Origin of the sequence: Marinilactibacillus piezotolerans (assembly GCF_900169305.1) — a bacterium.
Taxonomy (GTDB): Bacteria; Bacillota; Bacilli; order Lactobacillales; family Carnobacteriaceae_A; genus Marinilactibacillus; species Marinilactibacillus piezotolerans_A.
Genome location: NZ_FWDP01000004.1, coordinates 439674 through 461088, shown reverse-complemented (window position 1 = coordinate 461088; position 21415 = coordinate 439674). Strand labels below are relative to the sequence as shown.

18 protein-coding genes are annotated in these 21415 nt (G+C 39.8%); 17 read left to right on the top strand and 1 reads right to left on the bottom strand.

Annotated elements, in window-relative coordinates:
• Positions 1-57: 57 nt before the first annotated feature.
• The gene (locus B6F02_RS06200) at positions 58-1758 is read right to left on the bottom strand and encodes an NFACT RNA binding domain-containing protein (RefSeq protein ID WP_080146495.1); all 1701 of its coding nucleotides are present in this window, start codon (positions 1756-1758) and stop codon (positions 58-60) included.
• 205 nt (positions 1759-1963) lie between these two features.
• Here B6F02_RS06200 and B6F02_RS06195 point away from each other — a divergent pair, with 205 nt between their 5' ends.
• The 17 genes from B6F02_RS06195 (at position 1964) to B6F02_RS06115 (ending at position 21357) form a co-directional block, all read left to right on the top strand.
• Positions 1964-2395, top strand: a complete 432-nt coding sequence (locus B6F02_RS06195) for a MarR family winged helix-turn-helix transcriptional regulator (RefSeq protein ID WP_080146494.1) — start codon at positions 1964-1966, stop codon at positions 2393-2395.
• 71 nt (positions 2396-2466) lie between these two features.
• A complete protein-coding gene (locus tag B6F02_RS06190) occupies positions 2467-3063 on the top strand; it encodes an ECF transporter S component (RefSeq protein ID WP_080146493.1) in 597 nt (198 codons plus the stop codon).
• A gap of 131 nt (positions 3064-3194) precedes the next feature.
• Positions 3195-4337 (top strand): zinc-dependent alcohol dehydrogenase, encoded by a 1143-nt coding sequence (locus B6F02_RS06185; RefSeq protein ID WP_080146492.1) that lies wholly within the window; start codon positions 3195-3197, stop codon positions 4335-4337.
• Positions 4338-4500: 163 nt separating this feature from the next.
• Positions 4501-5310: a YrrS family protein gene (locus B6F02_RS06180; RefSeq protein WP_080146491.1), complete on the top strand. Its 810-nt coding sequence runs from the start codon at positions 4501-4503 to the stop codon at positions 5308-5310.
• A 140-nt stretch (positions 5311-5450) separates the two neighbouring features.
• On the top strand, positions 5451-6728 hold the full coding sequence (locus B6F02_RS06175; RefSeq protein WP_080146490.1) for a YcjF family protein: 1278 nt from the start codon (positions 5451-5453) through the stop codon (positions 6726-6728).
• A 172-nt stretch (positions 6729-6900) separates the two neighbouring features.
• On the top strand, positions 6901-7245 hold the full coding sequence (locus B6F02_RS06170; protein ID WP_080146489.1) for a PTS sugar transporter subunit IIB: 345 nt from the start codon (positions 6901-6903) through the stop codon (positions 7243-7245).
• Positions 7242-8570, top strand: coding sequence for a PTS cellobiose transporter subunit IIC (gene celB / locus B6F02_RS06165; protein ID WP_080146488.1), 1329 nt, complete (start codon positions 7242-7244; stop codon positions 8568-8570). Before B6F02_RS06170 ends, celB begins: the two co-directional genes overlap by 4 nt.
• A gap of 77 nt (positions 8571-8647) precedes the next feature.
• Complete coding sequence (locus B6F02_RS06160) at positions 8648-8953, top strand: PTS lactose/cellobiose transporter subunit IIA (protein ID WP_080146487.1); 306 nt, start codon at positions 8648-8650, stop codon at positions 8951-8953.
• Positions 8954-8967: 14 nt separating this feature from the next.
• A complete protein-coding gene (locus B6F02_RS06155; RefSeq protein ID WP_080146486.1) occupies positions 8968-10350 on the top strand; it encodes a glycoside hydrolase family 1 protein in 1383 nt (460 codons plus the stop codon).
• A gap of 104 nt (positions 10351-10454) precedes the next feature.
• Complete coding sequence (locus B6F02_RS06150) at positions 10455-12398, top strand: BglG family transcription antiterminator (protein ID WP_080146485.1); 1944 nt, start codon at positions 10455-10457, stop codon at positions 12396-12398.
• A gap of 177 nt (positions 12399-12575) precedes the next feature.
• Positions 12576-13274 carry a ribonuclease III gene (gene rnc, locus B6F02_RS06145; protein ID WP_080146484.1) on the top strand — a complete coding sequence of 233 codons (699 nt, stop codon included), beginning with the start codon at positions 12576-12578 and terminating at the stop codon, positions 13272-13274.
• A gap of 72 nt (positions 13275-13346) precedes the next feature.
• Positions 13347-16910, top strand: coding sequence for a chromosome segregation protein SMC (smc, locus tag B6F02_RS06140; protein ID WP_080146483.1), 3564 nt, complete (start codon positions 13347-13349; stop codon positions 16908-16910).
• A gap of 62 nt (positions 16911-16972) precedes the next feature.
• On the top strand, positions 16973-17785 hold the full coding sequence (locus B6F02_RS06135) for a Cof-type HAD-IIB family hydrolase (protein ID WP_256864659.1): 813 nt from the start codon (positions 16973-16975) through the stop codon (positions 17783-17785).
• A gap of 76 nt (positions 17786-17861) precedes the next feature.
• Positions 17862-18932, top strand: coding sequence for a signal recognition particle-docking protein FtsY (gene ftsY / locus B6F02_RS06130; protein ID WP_080146482.1), 1071 nt, complete (start codon positions 17862-17864; stop codon positions 18930-18932).
• A gap of 14 nt (positions 18933-18946) precedes the next feature.
• Positions 18947-19297 carry a putative DNA-binding protein gene (locus B6F02_RS06125; protein ID WP_080146481.1) on the top strand — a complete coding sequence of 117 codons (351 nt, stop codon included), beginning with the start codon at positions 18947-18949 and terminating at the stop codon, positions 19295-19297.
• Positions 19298-19302: 5 nt separating this feature from the next.
• Positions 19303-20727, top strand: coding sequence for a signal recognition particle protein (gene ffh / locus B6F02_RS06120; RefSeq protein WP_080146480.1), 1425 nt, complete (start codon positions 19303-19305; stop codon positions 20725-20727).
• Between the two features lie 156 nt (positions 20728-20883).
• A complete protein-coding gene (locus B6F02_RS06115) occupies positions 20884-21357 on the top strand; it encodes an LURP-one-related/scramblase family protein (protein WP_179128534.1) in 474 nt (157 codons plus the stop codon).
• Positions 21358-21415: the final 58 nt, after the last annotated feature.

Sequence of the window (21415 nt, the reverse complement as noted above, 5' to 3'; positions counted from 1 at the left end):
ACCTGCTTACAGAAAGCACTCGATGTTGTTATCGAGATGCTGCGTAAGCAGGTTTTGTTATTTTCTCAATTTTTGTACGAGATCTTGAGTAGGCGTAACATAGTAAGTCGTTTGTCCTTCATAGATCACGAATCCTGGCTTTGCGCCATTCGGTTTCTTGATATGTTTAACTTGTACGGCATCAACAGGCACTTGAGCAGACTGTCTGTACTTACTAAAATAAGCGGCAATCATAGCAGCTTCTTCTAACGTTTTCTCAGAAGGATCATCGCTTCTGATAATCACATGTGAACCGGGAATATCTTTTGTGTGCAGCCACCAGTCTGACTTGTTAGCTGTTTTCATTGTCAGCTCGTCATTTTGTGTATTGTTTTTACCAACAAGAATCAAAGTACCATCACTTGAAACATATTGATCTGGTTTGGATGCTGGTCGTTTTTTTCCTTTATGTTGTTTCCGTTTTTTTCGAATATAGCCGCCGTTTTGAAGCTCATCTCTGATTTCTTCAATATCTCTAGGAGAGGCAACTTCCAGTTGTGTCAGAACAGACTCCAGATAATGAATTTCTTCTTTCGTCTGTTTCATCTGTTTGTTTAAATGAATAATGGCATTTTTCAATTTTTGATATCTTGAGAAGTATGCTTGAGCATTTTCTGAAGGAGATTTTCTTGGGTTAAGAGCAATCTCGATTTTTTTATTTTCCTCATAGAAATTATCCAAGACAATTTTATCCATACCTGAACGGACTTCATGCAGATAGGCTGTCAAAACTTCTCCTTTAATACGATAACGATCTGCTTTTTGCGTTTGCTGGAATTCTTTTTCCAATTTTACCAGTTTTTTCTCATTTCGCTCAGTCTCTGTTTTTACAAGCCCAAACAAATCATTGGCTTGCTGCTGAACACGGTCTCTTTCCGCTTTGTTGCCAAAGTATCGATCAGCACAGGAACTTAATGAATCAAAAAACTGTTTTTCTCCTTTTATCGATGTATAGTTCAAAGGAGTAAAGAACTCTTTGCGACCTGAGATCGTCAGAGTAGGAGAGAGTGTATTGTTTTTAAAAGAAGACATAAATTTCTGAAAGATGTTTGACGGCGCATCTTCTGGGTGCGAATCGATTTGAAAAGCCAACTCTTCTGCCGAGTCTTTTCCAAATCCTTGAAAAGACTGCTGAATCCAGCTGACTTTTTCCTTAAAGGATAACTCAGCTAATAGAGTGAGCGGTTTATTGTACTCAAATGGATCAGCTTTCTCCTGTTTTGGTGCAGCTTTATACTCAGCACCTGGATAAAGGGAGCGATACGTATTCTGACTCGGCGAGATATGACGAATGGTTTCAAGAATTTTATTTTCTTGCTTGTTAACGAGCAGAATATTGCTGTGGCGACCCATGATTTCAATAATCAAAACCAGATTTTGTATATCGCCCAGTTCATTTCGACTACTGAAGGTGAATTCGACTACACGATCATTATCAACTTGCTGAATATCTTCTAAAATCGCCCCATCCAGATATTTTCTCATCACCATACAAAATTGCGGCGGAGAGGTTGGGTTTTCAAAAGGAATATCCGTCAGCTGCATTCTGGCATACTGCGGGTGAGCAGACAGCAGCAGCTGTACATTTTTTCTATTAGAACGTATTTTAAAGATAACCTCATTCTCATAAGGTTGTTGTATTTTAGATACTCTTCCATGCAGAACGGTTTCTTTCAGTTCACTGACCATTGCATGCGTAAAAAGTCCATCAAATGACATAACTTGATTTCTCCTTTCATTTGACAATTCAGTTCAGTATAGCACGTTTAGCGCTTAAAAACCATTTTGTACTAGGAAGAATACTTTGCTCTGTCATTCATTTAATGGTATAGTTGTCTCATGCAAATACATAATTTTACCATTACTGTACTAACTCACTAAATTACTATACTAATCACTAAATGAATAGGAAGAGAGCGATCATATGGTGCAAAAAGTAGATACTGACGATATTCTTTTTAAACTTTCTGAATTACAAGTCCTTTATAAGAAAATGACGCAGCAGTTGTTGAAAACCTACCAGCTGTCTACTTCTGCTTTGAATTTAATTGAAATTCTCGGAGAAGAACAAGCTACTTTAAAAAGCATCACCGAAAAAAGCCAGCTGGATAAATCTACCGTCAGCAGACAAATGAATACGCTCGTTAAAAACGGACTGGTCACAAAGACATCAGGAGAAGACAAGCGTTATGTCTATTTTACTTTAGTTCCTGAAGCAAAAAATCAGTTCAAAGAATATAATGCTGCAATCAGTCAGTCTTTTTCATCCGTGTTATCCGGATGGACAGAAGAAGAAAAGCAGATGCTATCGGTTCTGATAGGCAGATTAAACAGAAGCTTGACCAACGGGCTGTAACCTGTCATGATACAAAAAAGAAGCCAAATAAAGCCTGCGATTTTAATTTGACCAAAGAAAAGAGAGAGCCTATGCCTGCACATAGAAAAAAATCTAATCCTTATCGTTTAGCCATACTGGGAATTCTGACAGCTATTATTCTGATTCAGAACTTTGTTCCTTTTTTGGGGAATATCCCTATACCGCCGCTTAATCCTACCATTATTCATATTACCGTTATCATTGCCGCCATTGTTTTAGGAACTAAAGATGGTATGATTGTCGGAGGAATCTGGGGGATAACTCGTATGGTGCGAGCGTATACTGTGCCTGCTACGCCGCTTGACTGGTGGCTGTGGACTAATCCCGTCATTGCTCTTTTACCTAGAATTCTGATCGGTTTCTTTACAGGGCTGGTTTATCAAATGCTCAAGCGGTTGTTTCCAGAAAGAGAAAAAACCTCTATCGCTATCTCTGCTGTGGTCGGTGCTCTAACCAATACGATTTTTGTGTTATTATTTATTTATCTCTTTTATGGGGAACAGTATGCTCAAGCAATAAATGTAGATGTAAGTAATCTAGCAAATGTTCTGCTGGTCATTGTCGGAACGAGCGGTATTGCAGAAGCTGTTTTAGCAGCGATTGTATCACCGTTAATAGCCGTCCCATTAAAAAAACTAAGAAAGTAATCAAAAGCATCTTGCCTATCATTGCAAGATGCTTTTTACTTTAGTGCTGATTTTTACAATCGTTTTCTTTTTAATATAGTTCTAACAATGATAAATTATATCTGTACTTAATTTTTAGGAGGAGATTTTATATGCGTGCTGTAACTTTTCAAGGAAAAGAAAAAATGCAAGTAACAACTGTACCCGATCCTATTATTGAAGAACCGACAGATGCAATCATTCGTGTGACTTCAACTGCGATCTGCGGATCAGATCTCCATTTATACCATAACGGCAACTTAGTGTTGAACGATGATTACGTGGTAGGACATGAACCAATGGGCATTGTTGAAGAAGTGGGGCCTGGTGTAAAACATCTTAAAAAAGGAGACAGAGTGGTTGTTTCCTTTAACGTAAGCTGCGGGCATTGTGAATTCTGTCAAAATGATATGGAAAGTCAATGTGACGAATCAAATAAGAATCCGGAAGTTGACTATGGAGGATTATTTGGATTTGGAAAATTAAATGGAGACTATCCGGGTGGACAGGCAGAATTTATGCGAGTGGCTCACGCTGACCACTCTGTTTTCAAAGTACCGGACAATGAAGTGCCTGACGAGAAAGTTTTATTCTTATCTGATATTGTTCCAACAGCTTGGTGGAGTGTTGAACATGCTGGTGTAAAACCGGGAGACACTGTCATCGTTTTAGGTTCTGGACCAGTGGGATTATTCGCTCAGCGCTTTGCTAAAATGAAGGGTGCTAAAAGAGTGATTGCTGTCGACAAAGTTAAGCATAGATTAGAGTATTCAGCTAAGAAAATCGGAATTGAGACTTTGAATTTTGAAGAGGTAGATATTCCTAGCATGGCTTTACTGGATATGACACATGGCGGAGCAGATGTTGTCATCGACTGTGTGGGAATGGACGGAAAAGAACGCAAAATTGAAAAAGTAACTAATTTTATTTCTCCGCAGAAAGGGACAACTAGACCGATTGAAATGGCTAGTGCCTCAGTGAAAAAATTCGGGACAATCATGCTGACAGGTGTTTACTTGACGCCGGCTACTACCTTCCCGATTAATCATATTTTCGCTCGAAATGTTACCCTGAAAACAGGTCAGACTCCAGTTCCGCATCTGATGCCTAAGTTGTATGAAATGATTCGCAACAATGAATTCGATCCAAGCGACATCATCACTCACACAATGTCTTTAGAAGAAGCTGCAAAAGGATACGAGATTTTCGATAAAAAAGAAGATAACAACATCAAAGTTGTGCTTAAACCAGAATGATTGATTGTATAAAAGACATAAACAGACTAATTCAGCGTCTGTTTATGTCTTTTAATTGTTGCCAAGTTGTTAGGTGAATTACTTATAAAAGAACATTTCCTGTGGTAAACTACTAAAATAATAAAGAGCTAGTATTAATAACTGGAACACAGGAGGAAAGAAAATGAAGAATAATAGACCTAAACAATCGCGAACACAGAAAAAAGAAACCAAACGAAATCGTTTTGAAAAAATCTATTATATCATTATAACCATTTTGATTTTAATATTGGTTGGTTTGCTTACTTATATCTTTTTTATAAGAGATAGCGGAACAGATCAGATTTCTGAAGACATAACGCCAACAACTGAACTTCCAACGAATACGGATGAAGAGAATGAAGAAAATGACTCGGAAAATACTGAAGAAAATAATACGCAAACAGAATCCGAAAACTCTGAATTAACAAATCAGGAAGATCAGGAAACAGAGGATGCATCTGATTCTAATAATGAGTCAGCCACAGATAATGAAAGTTCAGAAACGGACGAAAATGCTGATGAAGAAGAAACAACAGATTCATCAGAACAAAGCAGCAACGAAGCTGAAAATACTCAATCCAATGAAACGGAAGAAGCGAATACAGAAAATACTGAATCTGTTGAATCAGAAGATCCGCTTGTAGAAGATGCCTATACTGCAGACTGGCCAGCAGTTGGTACAGAGCAGTCAGGCGAACATACGACAGATTTCAGTGATGGATCTCAAGACCGTACAGAAATCAACCAAGCCGTCCGCTCTGTTACCGGTTTACAAGCTGGTAATATGATTGAATGGTGGATCGGCGGAAGTGGTTCTGACGAGGTTACTGCTACCGTATCTGACAGTAATCAATCTCAAGTTTATCGTGTTTCTCTCCAGTTCATTGAAGGAGCAGGATGGAAACCGACCTTAGTAGAAGAATTAAGCCAAGTACCTGATGAGTATCAATAAACAGTACGCTCCCTCTTATCTGCTCAAAAAAGATAAGAGGGAGATTTCTTTTACTACTATGACAAGAATGTTCCTCTTTCGTTTTTTTAATTATTTCATGTTAAACTTATGGTAATGAATTGAGCATTAGGAGGTTCTATATGAAATACTCAAAAAATAAAATCAATGTTATCCAAGAAATATTAGATAAAACAGAACAAGAAGTTGAAAACATGGAACCGGTCAATGTACTGGTTGCAGGAAAGACGGGTGTTGGAAAAAGCACCCTGATCAATCATATTTTTCGAGAGAAGCTTGCAGATACAGGAATTGGTAAACCTGTTACCAAACACCTGAGAAAGATAACCAAGCCTGGCATACCTGTCAGCTTATACGATACTCGCGGGCTGGAGCTGGAACAATCTATACAAAAACAAGTAAAAAAAGAAATTTTTGAATTAATTGATCAGAATAAAAACACTAGTGAAGCTATACATGTTGCTTATTATTGTATCCAAGCTAGTTCTTCAAGAATAGAAGATATAGAACTGGATCTGATCAGTGATGTAGCAAGCAAAATTCCAGTTATTCTGGTACTGACGCAAGCAATCGGCAAACCTGCCGAAGAATTCAGACAGTATCTGGACAATATGAATCTGCCAGTTGCTGCTATCCAGACTGTTCTGGCAGAACCTTACGAGATATCTGAAGATTTTACTTTACCCGCTTTTGGGTTAAAGGAACTTGTAGGGAAGACGCTTGATTTAATCCCAAAGGACATTAAGCGAGCTTTTACGAACGCCCAGCAAGCGGATATAGAAAGAAAAGCTAAAGAAGCTAGACGCTGGGCCACTCGTTATGTTGCTTCTAGTTTCGGTGTCGGCTTTATTCCGATTCCCTTTTCTGATGCTTCTGTTCTAGTTCCAATGCAGATCACTCTGCTGGCGCACATAACAGCTATTTTCGGTATTTCACTTGATAAGTCAACAATTGTAACCATCGTTGCTGCAGTAGGGGGAACAGGTTCTGCCACTTACCTGGGCAAAACCATCGTCGCAAATGCATTCAAGTTCATACCGGGTGCCGGAACAGTTGTCGGCGGTCTAATCAGCGGAACTACGGCATCTATCGTAACCAGCGCACTTGCACTGAGTTATATAGAAGTATTAAGTGTAATTTCTGCAAAAGATAAAGCCGGCGAATCGATCGACCTATCATTGATTGAAAATCTAATGAAAAAACAGTTCAAGAAAAATCTGAAACTAAATCGAAAAGAACTAAAGGAAAAAGACTTAGAGTTTGAAGAAGACTCAGATTTAAATGAGGCATTAACCGAATACAATCAAGAAAAGCAGCAAAAAGAACCGAATATCCCATTTTACAAAAAAGTCGTTCCATTACTCAAAAAAACGGTTCGTATATACAAAGAGAAAAAGTAATCATGCAAATACGGGAACTTGCAAATCGGTCAGCCAGCATTTAGTTGGCTGACCGATTTTTTGGATAACAAGCCATTTCCGCCAAACAGTGGAAAAAGACCATATGGAAATGAAAGCGTTTCTTTATTAAAGTAAAGTCATACCAAATTGCAAAAGAAAGGAGCGTTTTATATTGAAAAGAATTCTGCTGGCTTGTTCATCAGGGATGTCGACAAGTTTGCTGGTCACAAAGATGAAGGAAGAGGCGGAGAAAAGAGGTGAGGAAGTAGAAGTTTGGGCTGTAGCCCAGGACAAGGCAGAACAGCAAATGGCTCACGCTGACGTACTGTTAGTTGGCCCTCAAATGCGGTTTATGAAAAAGAAATTTACTGTTAAAGGGGATCAGCTTGGTGTACCTGTCGATGTTATAGATGCTGTAGATTATGGACGAGTAGATGGCACTTCTGTGCTGGAAAAAGCTCTAACATTAATAAACGAACAGCAACGAGCTTTACAAGAACAAGGAGGAGAAAAATGAATAAAATTATGAATGTGTTGGAAGAAGTTTTACTTCCGATAGCAGATAAATTGAATAATAACCGTTATTTAACTGCTTTAAGAAACGGTTTTATGGTAGCGTTACCTTTAATTATCTTTGGATCAATTTTTGTTGTTATTGCTAATTTTCCTTTTTTAGATCAAGTATTAAGCGAAGAAGCGTATACTGCCTATAAAGCAGCCTTAGATCCTGCTTCTGCTGCTACATTAAGTATTATGGGATTATTTGTTATTATAGGTATTGGTTATAAAATGGTAGAACAGCGTGGAGGAGAAGCTATTTACGGTGGTGTAGTAGCCTTAGCATCCTTCCTGATTTTGACGCCTCAAGTGCTGGAAGAAACGACAGGGGTTATCCCTACAAATGTTCTCGGAGCAGAAGGTATGTTCTTAGGGATTTTTACAGCTTTTATAGCGGCTGAATTGTATCATTTCTTTGTAAGAAGAAACTTAACGATCAAAATGCCGGAAGGTGTTCCATCTGCTGTCTCTCGTTCATTCAGTGCCTTAATTCCAATCACTTTTACTTTGACAATATTCTTAGTGATTCGTGTCTTATTCAGTTTAACAGCTTATGAGACAGTCCAAAACTTTATCTACACATTGATTCAAGAACCATTGACAGCCTTAGGAAGCGGATTGCCAGCTACCTTGATTGCAGTTTTATTAATTCAAGTTTTCTGGTTCTTTGGACTGCACGGTCAAATTATCATTAACTCTGTCTTTGATCCAATCTGGTATTCATTAAATGATCAAAATCTAGCAGCTTTCCAAGCCGGAGAAGAGTTGCCTAATGTTGTTACAAAACAATTCATTGATACATTTATCGTTGGTATCGGCGGATCTGGTATGACACTAGCCGTCATCATCGCCATCTTTGTTGTAACAAAGAGTCGACAATTAAAAGAATTAGGTAAATTAGGCGGACCTGCTGGAATCTTTAATGTAAATGAGCCAGTGATTTTCGGACTTCCAGTTATTATGAACCCTCTAATTCTGATCCCTTGGCTTGTTGCTCCTGTCGTCGTAGCGATTGTAACGTACTTTGCGATGTCATCAGGCTTCGTTCCTAAGCCAGCCGGTGTAATTGTTCCTTGGACAACACCTGCTCTGCTTAGTGGATATTTGGCAACAGGAAACAATATTATGGGAGCTGTAATGCAGCTGATCAATATTGCCATCGTCTTTGTCATCTGGCTGCCATTCTTGAAAGTATTGGATAACCAGTATTATAGAGAAGAAGTTTCAGTCGATACAAATGATAAAAATTCAGCTGCTACTTCAACATCTACTACTACAGCTTAAATAAAGATTAAAAACTGGATAAAGGAAATCGAGCGGGTAATACCGTTCGCTTTCCTTTTGTTTTATGGAGGTTCAAGATGAATGCATTAACAGAAGTGGCTTTTCAAATCATTTTATTTGCCGGAAATGGGAAATCTAGTGCCATGGAGGCCATCTACGAGGCTAAAGAAGGCAAGTTTGAAGCAGCTGACGACAAACTAAGAGAAGCCAATGAAGAACTTGGTAAAGCTCATCAGCATCAGACTAAGCTGCTGCAAAACGAAGCACGAGGGGAAGGACAGTCACTGAATATTATATTAGTGCATTCTCAGGATCATTTGATGACTGCCATGACCGTTCGTGACTTAGCTATAGAAATTGTAGAACTTTATCGACTAAAATAAGGAGAATCATTTAAATGACTAAGACTTATCAATTTCCAAAAAACTTCTGGTGGGGGAGCGCTGCTTCCGCAACACAAACAGAAGGTGGAGAAAATGGCGTAAAAGGAAAAAATATCTGGGATCAGTGGTATGAAGAAGAGCCGAATCGCTTCTTTGATGGTGTAGGACCAGAAGAAACTTCTGATTTTTACCATCGCTTCAAAGAAGATATCGCAAATATGAAAAAAATCCACCATAACAGTTTTAGAATGTCCATATCTTGGGCTCGATTAATTCCCGGTGGAAAAGGTGAGGTTAACCAGGATGCCGTTACTTTCTATTCTCAAGTGATTGATGAGTTGATCAGTCAAGGGATTGAACCGTTTGTCAACCTGTATCACTTTGACATGCCGCTTGAAATGCAGGAAATCGGCGGATGGGAAAATAGAGAAGTTATTGATGCTTATACAATATACGCTGCAAAAGCTTTTGAGCTATTTGGAGATCGAGTCAAGACTTGGTTTACGTTCAATGAACCGATTGTTCCTGTCGAAGGCGGCTACTTATATGATTTCCATTATCCTAATATAGTAGATGCCAAAAAAGCCGTACAAGTCGGTTATCACACTATGATAGCACATGCAAAAGCAGTAGAAATTTATCATAAAAACTATGACGGTAAAATTGGGATCGTGCTGAATCTTACTCCATCTTACCCTAGAAGCCAGAACCCAGCGGATCTAAAAGCTTCACATATATGTGATTTGTTCTTTAACCGCAGCTTTTTGGATCCAGCTGTAAAAGGGGAATATCCACAAGACCTGATCGACTTGCTGGCTGAATATGATCACTTGCCTGAAACAAACTCAGCTGACAAGGAGTTGCTGAAAAACAATCTGGTTGATTTACTAGGAGTAAACTACTATCAGCCGAGAAGGGTAAAAGCAAGAGACTCACAGCCTAATCCGGATAGTCCATTTATGCCGGACTGGTTCTTCGATGCCTATGAAATGCCTGGAAGAAAAATGAATGTTTATCGTGGATGGGAAATTTACGAAAAAGGTATTTACGATATTATGATCAATCTAAGAGACAACTATGGAAACATTGAGTCATTCATTTCTGAAAATGGTATGGGTGTTCAAAACGAAGAACGTTTCTTAGTGGATGGTCGAATTGAAGATGACTACAGAATTGAGTTTATTAGTGAACATTTAAAATGGCTGCATCAGTCTATTCAAGAAGGCTGCAATGTCAAAGGTTACCACTTATGGACATTTATGGACAATTGGTCTTGGATGAACGCCTATAAGAATCGTTATGGATTTTACTCAGTGAATTTAGAAACACAAGAACGTACAGCTAAAAAGAGTGCTGAATGGTTTTCTCAAGTTTCAAAAGACAACGGGTTCGACTAAATAAGCAAAAGCGCAGTAATGACTTTTTGATTACTGCGCTTTTCATTTGTATATAGAATAGTTTATACTATAAGTGCAGTACATACCGAGAACGGAGGATCAAAATGGAACGAAAAACAGCTATTTTGATAACGCTGTCTTCAACTGAAAAGCCGATAACTAGTTCAGAGCTGGCTTCAGTTATCGATGTTTCTTCACGGACAGTTCGAGAAGAAATCAAATTACTCAATGAAGACTTGAAAGCACATGGAGCTTCCATCCAATCACAGATAGGAAAAGGATATCAGCTGGCTGTTCAAAATGCTGATGCATTCAAACAGTATATCCAGTCTTTGCGATCTGCTGAAGAACCGGCTGTCAATCTGCCCAGCAATCCAAATGAGCGGCAATTTTATTTATTGGATCTTTTTCTTCATAGCCATCATTCTTTTAAGTTGGATGATCTTAGTGAACAGCTGCATGTCAGCCGGTCAACGCTGCAGACAGATTTGAAAGCGGTTAGAGAAAAACTGCGTGCTTATTCACTGGAAATCATTAGTCGGCCGAATTACGGCATTCATCTGGAAGGATCAGAATTAAATCGTCGCTTTGCGATATCCGAATATCTCTTCAATCATAACGAGGTCGGACCTAATTTAGTACAACTTCAGCAAGTCAGTACGATGACGGGGATTTCAGAAAATATGCTGAATAAAATTTGGATCATTCTGCTGGAACAGATTGCCAGAAACCAAATCGTCCTTTCTGATATTTCACTGAACAACCTTTTTATGCATATTGTCATTGCATTCAGAAGGATACAGGATGGATATAATATCAATATGTTTGAGAGAGATATCTCAGACATTAAGGAGCAGCCAGAATTTTTTGTCGCTCAAAAGATTGTTCACCAGATTGAGTCGCTTTTGCAGATTGATTTCCCAAAAGCTGAAATTGCCTATATCGCTATTCACCTTTTAGGAACAAAGCTGGTTGATCCCAGTCAAAGCCATATGAACAATGTACAAACGGTCGTTGATCCAGAAATCCAGACTTTGATTCAGCGCATACTCAGAACTTTAAAAGAAGAATTAAGCATTGATTTATTGCAGGACCAAGAACTGATAACCAGTCTTGGACTGCATTTAAAACCGGCTATTAACCGCTTCAGATATCAAATGAATATTCGAAATCCCTTACTTGAAGATATTAAAGTCAACTATCCGCTGGCCTTTGAAGCAGGAATCATCGCAGCAATTGTAATCAATCAGGTACTTTCAGTAGATATAGATGAAAACGAGGTGGGCTATATCGCTTTGCATATCGGTGCAGCAATTGAAAGAAATAAAGAACATCAAATCTCGAAACGCTGCTATATTGTCTGTGCATCAGGTGTCGGCAGCTCCAAATTGATCCAGTATAAACTACAGTCAGAGTTTAAAACGGAACTGGATATTCTAGGAACGACAGAGCTTTACCGGATCCATGAGATTCCGTATGATCAGATCGACTTTCTGATCAGTGCCGTACCGATTACAGATACGCTGCCTGTTCCAGTCATTGAAGTCAACACAATCATGAGCCGTTACGATCTGCTCCGCATCGAGCAATATATAAAAACTGAACAGAAGGAATGGAAATCTTTCATTGATGCAGAGCATACTTTCTTAAACAGAGATCTATCTTCTAAAGAAGAAGTCTTTCACTTCTTAGTCGAAAAATTGTCTCCTTTGCATAGATTGTCTGATCATTATATTTCTTTACTAGAAGAAAGAGAAGCAATTGCTCCAACTGCCTACGGTAATCTTGTAGCTGTTCCGCATCCGATCACACCGCATACAGAACAGACATTTCTAACCTTCTGTACACTTGCTCAGCCGATCGAGTGGGGAGATAAAAAAGTTCAGTTCGTCTGTTTGCTGAACGTTGAAAAAGACAGTCAAGAAGACTTGCAGCTATTGTACGAAGTCCTTGGTAAGATCGTTAACACACCCGCTGTCGTTCAAAAGCTGATTCAATGTACCAGCTATTCATCATTCAACAACGTCATTCAGTCGCTGATCAGTTAAAGGATAAAGAGCATTTATCAAAAAGATACTTCCGAGAAGTATCTTTTTTTATATATAGGACTCCGAATTTGTAACTGAAACGCTTTACACCCCTGTTATCAGTGGATTACAGGTTTATTTTTGTCCTAAATTCCAGTATAATAGAGTTATACTTTGTAGTGGAAGGAGTGTAAATGTATGACTAAACCTTTAATTGACCATGTAAACAATCAATTTGGTATAACGTTTAATGATAATGAACTGCTGATTGAAGCATTTACGCATTCATCCTATGCGAATGATCATCGAGAGTTGACATTAAAAAACTTAGAACGTCTGGAATTTCTAGGCGATGCTGTTTTGGAATTGACCGTTTCTGAATATCTATACAAAAAATTTCCTGAGCTTCCTGAAGGACAGCTTACTCGAATGCGTGCTGCAATCGTTAGAGCCGAAAGCCTTGCTAAACTGGCGAAAGAATGCGAGCTGGCACAATTTCTGCGTCTTGGAAAAGGCGAAGAGCTGATGAACGGACGTAAGAGGCCATCATTGCTTTGCGATGTATTTGAAGCCTTTGTAGGCGCGATCTTTTTAGATCAAGGAATGGACGTTGTTTTAGAATTTCTCAGAGATGTGTTGTTTCCTAAAATAGATTCAGGTGATTTCTCTCATGGGATGGATCATAAAACCGGGTTGCAGGAATTGCTGCAAAAAAACGGTGTAGTGACGATCGAATATCAGGTCATTCAAGAAATTGGACCGGATCATGATCGACAATTTGTCGTTGAAGTATTTGTTGAAGGCGATTCGCTTGGAACAGGAAAAGGGCGTTCAAAAAAAGGGGCAGAGCAAGAGGCTGCCAGAGCAGCGTTACAGACATTAGAAAAAAACAGCTAAAAGGACAAAGGGCACAGAGCAGCTGTTCTGTGTCTTGTCCTTTTCGTACGTAAGCAAGGAGAGAAAAGGTCTGTGCAATTAAAAAGACTGGAATTGAAAGGTTTTAAGTCGTTTGCTGATAAAACGACTCTGGAATTCAACGATGGCGTTACAGCGGTTGTTGGTCCAAACGGAAGTGGAAAAAGCAATATCATTGAAGCGATCCGATGGGTCATGGGTGAACAGTCTGCAAAGAACCTGCGCGGCGGCCGTATGCATGATATTATCTTTTCTGGTACAGATTCTAGAAAACCCATCAACATTGCAGAAGTCACTCTGGTTTTAGACAATCAGGATGGCTTTCTTCCTGTCGACTTTGAAGAAGTCAGTGTGACACGCCGAATCAATCGAAACGGCGACAGTGATTATCTGATGAACAAACAGTCCTGTCGATTGAAAGATATCGTTGATTTATTTATGGATTCTGGACTCGGAAAAGAGTCATTCTCGATTATTTCACAAGGACAAGTCGAAGCGATCTTTAATAGTAAAGCAGAAGATCGTAGAGCTATTTTTGAAGAAGCAGCAGGTGTTTTCAAATATAAGTTGAGAAAGCAGAGTGCTGAGCGAAAACTAGACGAAACGCAGGACAACCTTGATCGTGTTCAGGATATTTTGTATGAACTGGATGCTCAAGTTGAACCCCTTAGGGTCCAAAGCGACTTAGCTCAGTCTTACTTAGAGCAGAAAGAAGAGCTGACTGGAATCGATATTCGATTATCTGTTTTAAAGATCAATCAACTTCAGCAAGCAATCGAGAACAATCAGCAACTTTTAAAAACGCTTGAAGAAGAATTGGAAGAATTGACTAATTCTATTGAAGAAGATACGAAAGCAGCACAAACGGTTAAAACCGGACACACTGAGTTAGAACAAAAAAGAGAACAGCTTCAAGAGCAGCTGCTGCAGACTGTCCAGGGCATCGAACGGACAGAATCAGCTTTATCTCTTTATGCTGAAAAAGAAAAGCATAAAGAAGCTTTCTTAGTCGAGAAAAAAGCAGCTATTCAAAAACAAGAAACACAAAAAGGGTCGATTGAAATCCAGTTAACTGAAGTGAATTCAAAACTGGACAGCTGCTTAAAATCGTCAGCCGATCTGCGTGAGCAGATTAAAACAAAACAAGCTCAGAAAGAGCGACTCGAAGGGAATCGAGAAGCAGCATTAGAAGAACTTCGAACCACTTATATTGATCTGATGCAAGAACAGTCTTCACTGAAAAATGAACAAACCTATTTAGAAAGACAACTTTCACAACAAGCCGTTACAAAAGAAAAAATGTCCAGAAACACAGTGAAAACAACTCAAGAATTAAAAGAACTGACACAATATTTAGAAGAAAAAACAACAGTACATGAGCAGCTGAAGCAGGAAGTCGATGAACTCCTGACTTCTTTCAAGTCTACAAAAGAAACGGTAGACCAGTTATCGGTTTCAATCGAAAACAAAGAAGTTCGGTTAAACCAATCTCGCAGCAAACTGCAGCAGGCAGTTGCCAAAAAAGCCAGCTTGCAGGATCTTCAAGAAAACTATGCAGGTTATTTTGCGGGTGTTAAAGCAGTGATGAAGCAAAAAGCTCACCTGCAGGGCATAGTAGGAACCGTAGCCGATTTGATTGAAGTCCCTAAAGCTTATGTTGAAGCCATTGATACTGTCTTGGCATCTTCCAGTCAGTTTGTTGTAGTAGAAGACGAAAAAGCAGGACGAGAAGCCATTCAATACTTGAAATCTTCTCGTGCCGGCAGAGCAACTTTTCTGCCGCTGACCACTATTAAGTCTCGTCTCCTTCGAGGAGATGTAAAAGCTTCTGCTCAGCGTATCGAAGGATATGTTGGTATTGCCAGCGAGCTGATCCGTTTTGATCCGCGTGCAGCAAATATTTTTGAAAATCTGCTCGGCAACACGATTGTCGCCGAAACACTGGAAGCAGCGAATGCAATCGCTCGAACCGTTCAATATCGCTACCGTGTCGTGAGCCTTCAAGGAGACGTCATGAATGCTGGAGGTTCAATGACAGGCGGGGGAGGGAAACGCTCCTCTAATTCTCATCTCTTCTCTCAAAAAAAAGAATTGAAAGACTTAGCCATATTCATTGATGAAACGACTAAAACGGTCGAACTCAGAGAACATGAAATGCTCAAAGAGAAACAGCAAAGAGCAGAACTGATTGAACAACTTGAAGTCATACGTGCGAATGGAGAAGAAAAAAGGGTAGAAGAGAAACAGCTCCAAAATGAGCTAGCTGGATATGAAGACCGGAAAAATCGTTTAAGTCGAGAACAGCAAGCCTTATCTTTTGAATCCTCGCAAGCAGAAGAAGAATGGGAAGAAAATCAGAAACGGTTAACTGAAATTTCTGAAAGACGAAAAAATATTGATCAGAAAATGCTTGATCAGAAAAATGAAATGAATGAACTATCTGCTGAAAAAGAAGATGTTGAAACACAGAAACTGATTCTGCAGCAGGAATTAGAATCCCTTCAAACTCAATTAAATACGGTTAATGAACAACAAGCTGCCGTTAAAGCAGAAGTTTCTCATTTCAAAAAGCAGAAAGAACAAATTGAAGAAAATCTATCAGCTCTAAACAATGACCTCGCTGCCTATGAAGCCGGAGAATCGTTGGGATCTAAGGAAGAACTTGAAGCGCAGCTGATTAAGTTAAACAAACAGAAAGCAACGATTTACCAAGAAGAAGCTGCAGCAAAACAAACCCTCCTTGAATTAGAAACAGAACAAAATACAATTGATACCCGGTTAACGGCTAAGCAAGCTGATAAGCAAGCCTTGCATGACCGGAAAACAAAAATTGAAATCGAATCGTCTCGTGCAGATGTTTCTTTGGATCATTATTTGTCTTATCTATCTGAAGAATATGGATTAAGCTATGAGGAAGCGCGGCTAGAACCTGCCATTGAACTGACCGAAGAAGAAGCACAGAAAAAAGTGAAACTGCTGAAAAAAGGGATAGAAGAACTGGGACCTGTCAATCTGGGAGCTATTGAAGAATATAAGCGTGTCAATGAGCGCTTCACATTCTTGAGTGAACAGCAAAAAGACCTGCTGGAAGCCAAAGCTAGTCTTTACGATACGATGGACCAGATGGATACAGAGGTCTCCAGGCGATTCAAGGAAACCTTTGAACAGATTCAAACCCAGTTTGCTTTAGTTTTCCCGAGAATGTTCGGTGGCGGTAAAGCAGAGCTGCAGCTGACAGACCCGGAGAATCTCTTAACTTCCGGTGTAGAAATTGTTGCTCAGCCGCCAGGAAAGAACCTGCAGTCGCTCAGCCTGCTTTCAGGCGGTGAGCGCGCTTTGACCGCAATTTCTTTATTGTTTGCGATCATACAAGTACGGCCTATCCCATTCTGTATCTTAGATGAAGCAGAAGCAGCATTGGATGAAGCCAACGTTTCCCGGTTCGGCAAGTACTTGCAGAACTTTGCGATGGATACACAGTTTATCGTGATCACCCACCGTAAAGGAACGATGGAAGAAGCGGATAGTCTCTACGGCGTAACCATGAGAGAAAAAGGCGTATCAAAACTGGTCTCTGTGCGATTGAAAGACGCAGCGGAAATCGAAGGCGTTACTTGACCTTATTTTAAAATCACAATAAAAACAATTGAAGCCACTATACCCTATAAGGAGCCGTTACATTGACGATCAAATTAGTAGCATTGGACTTAGACGGAACGTTATTGAACAAACAAAAAGAAGTATCTGAAGAAAATAAACAAGCCATACAACGTGCAAAAGAAGCTGGTGTCAAAGTCGTTCTTTGTACAGGCAGACCCTTAAAAGCAATTTTGCATATACTTAAAGCCTGCAACTTGCTGGAAGACGGAGATTTAGGAATCACCTACAACGGCGGTCTGATCCAATGGACAAAAACGGGACAGAGTCTCAGCCAGATCACGATGAGCAAAGATGAAGTCTTAGAAGTTTACGAATTGAGTAAAACATTAGACGTTCCGTGCAACTTTATCGATTTGAATACTGTTTATGAACCGGCGTATCCGGCTGGAAAAACATCTTTATATCCGAGCATCATGGATATCTTGCCGTTTAAGCCGATCAATACCGCTTCTCTGCCGGATTCTACCGCAATGAATAAGTTGATTTTCTGCTGGCATCAACCCGAGTTGGATGAGGCGATCGCAAAAATCCCTGCTGATTTTCGAGATCGTTATACAATTATGAAATCTCGTCCTAATCTTCTGGAAATTCTGCCTAAAACGGTAGATAAAGGAAAAGGATTGGCTTTGCTCGCTGAAGAATTGAATCTGGATGTCAGTGAAATCATGGCCATCGGCGATCAGGAAAACGATCTGGCAATGATCCAATACGCTGGCGTTGGTGTCGCCATGGATAATGCTACAGATGAAGTCAAAAAATACGCTGATGTTGTAACACGTTCCAATGAAGATCATGGTGTGGCTTATGCTATCGATCAATATGTGTTAAACTAGATAAAATCACTCATTCATTGATAATAGCCAGAATCAGATCTGTTGTCAGAAAAAGAGATAGAAAGTTGGGGAAAATATGGGATTGTTCGACAAGATCAAATCTGCCTTTACAAATACAGATAAGCAAGAAACGCCAGCAGAGCAAATAGAACAGACAGAGCAGCCGACTGTCGCTGAACAACCTGCACCAAAACCTCGTTCAGAACAAAATGAAACTGCTCAGTACGAAAAAGGTCTGCAGAAATCCCGCCGGTCGTTTACCAGACGGTTAAATGAATTGATGGCAAACTTCCGTTATGAAGATGAGGAATTTTTTGAAGAACTGGAAGATCTGCTGATTGAATCAGATGTTGGATTTGAAGCAACGATGTACATTTCTGAAACACTCCGCCATGAAGCGCGTGTGCAGAATGTAAAAAGTATGTCTGATGCAGAGCGGGTTATTGTACAGACAATGGTCGACCTTTACGGAGAAACAAATCCTGAACATATCGAGTTCAATAACACTCCTGATGGACTGACTGTTGTTTTATTCGTCGGAGTCAATGGCGTAGGGAAAACAACCACTATTGCTAAAATGGCCCATCAGTATATTGATCAAGGAAAAAAAGTCGTTATGGCAGCAGGGGATACCTTTAGAGCCGGTGCGATCGAACAGCTGCACGTCTGGGGCGACCGCGTAGGAGCAACTGTTGTATCCACAAAACAAGGCGGGGATCCGGCGGCAGTCGTTTATGACGGAATCAACCAAGCGAGAGAACAGCAAGCAGATGTATTACTGATTGATACAGCAGGACGATTGCAAAACAAGAAAAACCTCATGAACGAGCTTGAAAAAATGAAACGAGTCATTTCAAGAGAAATTCCTGATGCACCCCATGAGACGTTATTAGTTTTGGATGCAACTACAGGTCAGAATGCATTGAATCAAGCCAAGATATTCAAAGAAACGACAGACGTTACGGGTATTGTATTGACTAAAATGGATGGAACGGCCAAAGGTGGCATTGTACTGGCGATTGGCAAGGAGTTGCAGATTCCAGTCAAATTTGTCGGTTTAGGCGAAACCATGAATGACCTGCATCCGTTCAATACAGAGAAATTTGCGTATGGTCTGTTCAAAGAACTGATCGAGCAGACTGCGTAGAAGGAGCGTACAAAATGGAATTAGAAAAAACGCTCATGATGAACACATTATTTAGTTTTTATGGACCATTGTTGACAAAGAAACAGCAAGAATATATGCAATTTTATTACGGAGAAGACTACTCTCTGGGAGAGATTGCAGAAGACTTCGACATCAGCAGACAAGCGGTCTATGATAATATTAAACGGTCCGAAGCGATCTTGCTGGACTATGAAGAAAAGCTGCATTTAGTCGAAGACTTCAACCGAAACCAGCAATCTATGGCTGAGGTCAGATCTTATGTCGAAAAACAGTACCCAGAAGATCAAAAACTGATTCAGCTGATCCAGAAAGTTAGTTATGAACCAAAACGAGAGGGGAAATAACCTGAATGGCCTTTGAAGGATTAACAGGACGTTTGCAAGATGCGTTTTCAGGTCTTCGCAAAAAAGGAAAAATTACAGAGGCAGATGTCAAAGACACGATGCGAGAAGTGCGACTGGCACTTCTGGAAGCCGACGTAAACTATAAAGTAGTAAGAGATTTTGTAAAAACCGTAAGAGAAAAAGCCATTGGTGAAGAAGTACTGGAAAGCATAAATGGTGGACAGCAAGTCGTCAAAATCGTGAACGATGAATTGACCGGACTGATGGGCGGAACACAAGAAAAGATCATTTTTGCTGATCGCGGTCCAACGGTCTACATGATGACCGGACTTCAAGGTGCCGGGAAAACGACGACAGCCGGCAAGTTAGCGAATTACCTCCGCAAGCATGAAAACAAAAAACCAATGATGGTAGCAGCCGATATTTACCGTCCTGCTGCGATCGACCAGCTGCAAACTGTCGGAAATGATTTGAATATTCCAGTTTTCAGTATGGGGGATCAAGTCAGCCCGGTAGAAATCGCTGAAAAAGGGATACAAGAAGCAAAAGATACAAATCGTGACGTGGTTATTATTGATACGGCGGGTCGCCTGCATATCGATGAAACATTGATGGATGAATTGGAAGATGTAAAATCTGCAGTGAATCCTGATGAAATTTTTCTAGTTGTCGATGCAATGACTGGTCAGGATGCTGTCAATGTTGCGAATACCTTTAATGATCGCTTAGATATTACAAGTGTGATCCTGACGAAATTGGATGGCGATACGCGAGGCGGAGCTGCACTATCTATCCGTTCCGTCACGCAAAAACCCATTAAATTTACGGGTACGGGCGAGCGATTGGATGCACTGGAACCATTCCACCCGGATCGTATGGCTAACCGAATTTTGGGAATGGGCGATATCCTAACCCTGGTTGAGCGGGCTCAGCAAGAAGTGGATGAAAAGCGTGCCGAAGAAATGGCAGAGAAAATGCGTGAAAACACGTATGATTTCAATGACTTCATTGAACAAATGGACCAGATGCAGAATATGGGACCGCTTGAAGATCTGATTAAGATGATTCCCGGCGTCAATCAGATTCCCGGTATGGATCAATTTGAGATGGATCCAAAAGATATGGCTCATATGAAAGCCATCGTGTTGTCTATGACACCTGAAGAACGAGCAAATCCGGATATTCTGTCACAAAAACGCCGACGCAGAATCGCTAAAGGTTCCGCTCGTAATATTGCAGAAGTCAACCGGATGATCAAGCAGTTCAAGCAATCAAAAGATATGATGAGCAAAATGTCAAACGGCAACATGAATGGTATGGAAAACTTGTTTGGCGGAGGGGTTAAAGGCAAGCTGGGTAAAATGGCCTTTAATAAAGCTTCGAAAAACATGAACAAACGCAAGAAGAAAAAAATCAGACGTAAAAAATAAGCTTTTTTCTATTAAAAACAGGTCGATTCTAATTCATTTTAGAATCGGCCTTTATTGATTGAACTATCCATTCTTTTCAATCTATTTCGGGTTGATTCTCTTAAGCAACTCGTTTACAGTTGGACTATAAAGGTTAATTAGAAAAGGAGTATGGCGATGCGATTTTATATAAAACAAAAAGTTTTCTCATTCAAAGATCAGTTCAAAGTTAAAGACGAACAAGAGCGAGATGCCTACTATGTAGAAGGGAAGACATTTTCTTTAGGAAACAAGTTACATATCTACAATATGCAGAATGAAGAGATTTTGTATGTTGAACAGAAACTATTTTCATTAAAACCTGCTTTTGAACTTTATAAGAACAGCGAACATGTCGCAACAGTCAAAAAATCTTTCAATTTATTCAAGAACAACTACACAATTGAGGGGACTAACTGGACGATAGAAGGATCTATCTTAGAGCACAACTATGTCATCAATAATGACAGCGGGCGTACGATTGCAGAAGTCAACAGAAAACTGATTTCTTGGGGAGATGCTTATTCAATCGATATTTACGATGAAAAACATGTTGAAACTTTGTTGGGCGTGGTTATCGTGATCGATACAGTCAGTACAGGTCAGAACTAATAGTTTCTATGATAGTCACTCTTAATATCCTAACCTAAATAATTTTTAAACTGTAAAG